This is a genomic window from Chryseobacterium sp. HNCC26DJ240 (genome assembly GCF_057180485.1).
Genome location: NZ_JBXUGK010000017.1, coordinates 1 through 2,532, shown reverse-complemented (window position 1 = coordinate 2,532; position 2,532 = coordinate 1). Strand labels below are relative to the sequence as shown.

At 39.7% G+C, this 2,532-nt stretch carries 2 protein-coding genes; both read right to left on the bottom strand.

What is annotated here, in order from left to right; all coding sequences use genetic code 11:
* Nucleotides 1–431 precede the first annotated feature (431 nt).
* On the bottom strand, nt 432–866 hold the full coding sequence (locus AC2A1G_RS20010) for a regulatory protein RecX (protein WP_484048644.1): 435 nt from the start codon (nt 864–866) through the stop codon (nt 432–434).
* 205 nt (nt 867–1,071) lie between these two features.
* Entirely contained in the window at nt 1,072–2,337 is a 1,266-nt protein-coding gene (glyA, locus tag AC2A1G_RS20005) for a serine hydroxymethyltransferase (RefSeq protein WP_484048643.1), read from the bottom strand.
* Between the last annotated feature and the right edge of the window lie 195 nt (nt 2,338–2,532).

Sequence of the window (2,532 nt, the reverse complement as noted above, 5' to 3'; positions counted from 1 at the left end):
TAATTCAACAGTAGATGGTTTGATTCTTCTCCATGGGTTACAACCACGGCTACTGTTGTTGAACCACTGCATGGTTCGCTATTAAACAAACACAGTCTCAGGAATGGATCTTTATTTATTTGAGAATTTTAGTTTGATGCGTAACAGCACTTGGCTCTTTTAACTTTTTACCCGGCTCTTTCTCTGGTTCTTCTACTCCACCAGGCAACTAAACAACTAAAGTTCTTTGAAAACACCATCGTTACCAGCCCCGATGACAGCGGCATCCTTTTGTGAGGCGGGTGGAATGAAATGGAGACAGCCGCAAAAAAGATATAGTGGACAGCGGGAAATAGCTCCTGAAAAAAAAAAATGTGGGAGCGTTTGAGAGTTGGAGGAATTTAGCGTGGGAAAGATTGTGTCTTGGAGGGTTGGTGATGCGGTGGTGGTTTTTAGGATTCTGATTCTAGATCTTCGATGGCAAAGGTGATTTGATCATACTCGAAGCCGCGGCTGATGAGATATTTGATGGTTTTGGATTTTTTTTGGTATTCTTTTAAGCCGTGCTGTCGGGATGAATAATCCTGATAAATTTTTGTGATGGTTTTTTGGTAGTCTTCATCGTGTATTTCGTCAAAGCATTTGCTGATGAGCTTTTCTGTGATGCCTTTGTGTTTCAGATGGATTTTGATTTTGGTTTTCCCCCAGTGTTTGATATAAAATTTCCCGCGGATGTAACTACGAGTGAAGCGTTCTTCGTTGAGATAGTTTTCTTTTAATAAATAAAGAAAGATTTCTTCCTTTGCCTCATCAATCAACAAAAAATCTCTCATCTTCTGCTCCACTTCGGCGTGACAGCGATCCTGATAAACACAGTAGTTGACCAGTTTCTGTTTGATTTCCTGAAAAGTGTAGGATTTGCTCAAGGATGGATGATGGGTGTTGGGTGATGAGTGATGGAAGTTGGAAGTTGGAAGATGGAAGATGGAAGATGGAAGCAAAATTACTTTCTATATAAAAAGGTGCAAAATAAATCTGCACCTTTTATATTATATATCAGCTAAAAGCAATATGTCACCAGCCAGAAGTCTTCTAATAATTGAAAAGTGCTTTGCCTTCCATTAGTTCGTTAACTTTTTTCTTTACAGAAGAGATTACTTCTTCGTTTTTGATATTGTCCACTACTTCAGAAACCAATCCTGCGATAGTATCCATATCGTTTTCTTTTAAGCCTCTTGTGGTGATTGCAGCAGTACCGAATCTGATTCCTGATGTTGTAAATGGTGATTTATCATCAAAAGGAACCATGTTTTTGTTACACGTAATATCTGCCAAAACCAAAGCTTTTTCAGTTTCTTTACCGTTTACATTTTTGTTTCTAAGGTCTACCAACATCAGGTGATTGTCTGTTCCGCCACTTACGATTTCGAAACCTCTGTCGATCATCGATTTTGATAATGCTCTTGCGTTAGACTGAACCTGCTTTGCATAAGTTTCAAACTGAGTATCTAAAGCTTCAGCAAACGCCACTGCTTTTCCTGCGATGACATGCTCCAACGGACCTCCCTGAATTCCCGGGAAAACTGCTCCGTCAAGAACCTGGCTCATCATTTTGATTTCGCCTTTTGGTGTTTTGTGACCGTATGTATTTTCGAAATCCTTGCCCATCATGATCATTCCGCCTCTTGGACCTCTCAAAGTTTTGTGCGTAGTTGTAGTTACCACATTGCAATGCTCAAACGGATTATTTAAGAGTCCTTTTGCTACCAAACCTGCAGGGTGAGCGATGTCTGCCCAAAGTGTAGCACCGATTTCGTCTGCCACCTCTCTGAATTTAGCATAATCCAAATCTCTTGAGTAAGCCGAGAAACCTGCGATAAGCATTTTTGGTCTTTCTCTCAGCGCCACTTCTCTCATTTGGTCATAATCAATCAAACCTGTTTCTTTCTGTACTCCGTAAGAAACCACGTCATACTGGATCCCTGAGAAATTCACTGCTGAACCGTGGGTAAGGTGACCTCCCATTGAAAGATCCATTCCCATGATTTTGTCGCCCGGTTTCAGAACAGCTAAATAAATTGCTGCATTCGCCTGAGAACCTGAGTGCGGCTGAACATTGACGTAATCTACTCCGAAAAGTTCTTTAGCTCTGTTGATTGCCAAAGTTTCAACCTCATCTACGACTTCACAACCTCCGTAATATCTTTTTCCGGGATAGCCTTCTGCATATTTGTTTGTCAAAACACTTCCCATTGCTTTCATTACGTTTTCAGAAACGAAATTTTCTGATGCAATCAGCTCGATACCGTGCGTCTGTCTCTGTCTTTCTTTTTCGATAAGGTCAAAAATAATGTCCATTTACTTTTTAAGTTTTAGATTACTTCAGCAAAAATAAGGAATTTTAATTGAGATTTAAAATTGTTTAGATAATCTTTAACTTTTGCCTTGATGCAAAAGTTACAAAAAATCAAGACTGGATACTACGGCTAAAAATCTTTAAAAATTTCTAAAAAATCTAAACTCGGGCGGAAGGGGAAGCAGGCATTTAATCCC

What these genes read in the sequence shown, in the direction of transcription:
- glyA (WP_484048643.1), bottom strand. Translation starts at nt 2,337, where the DNA reads ATGGACATTATTTTTGACCTTATCGAAAAAGAAAGACAGAGACAGACG.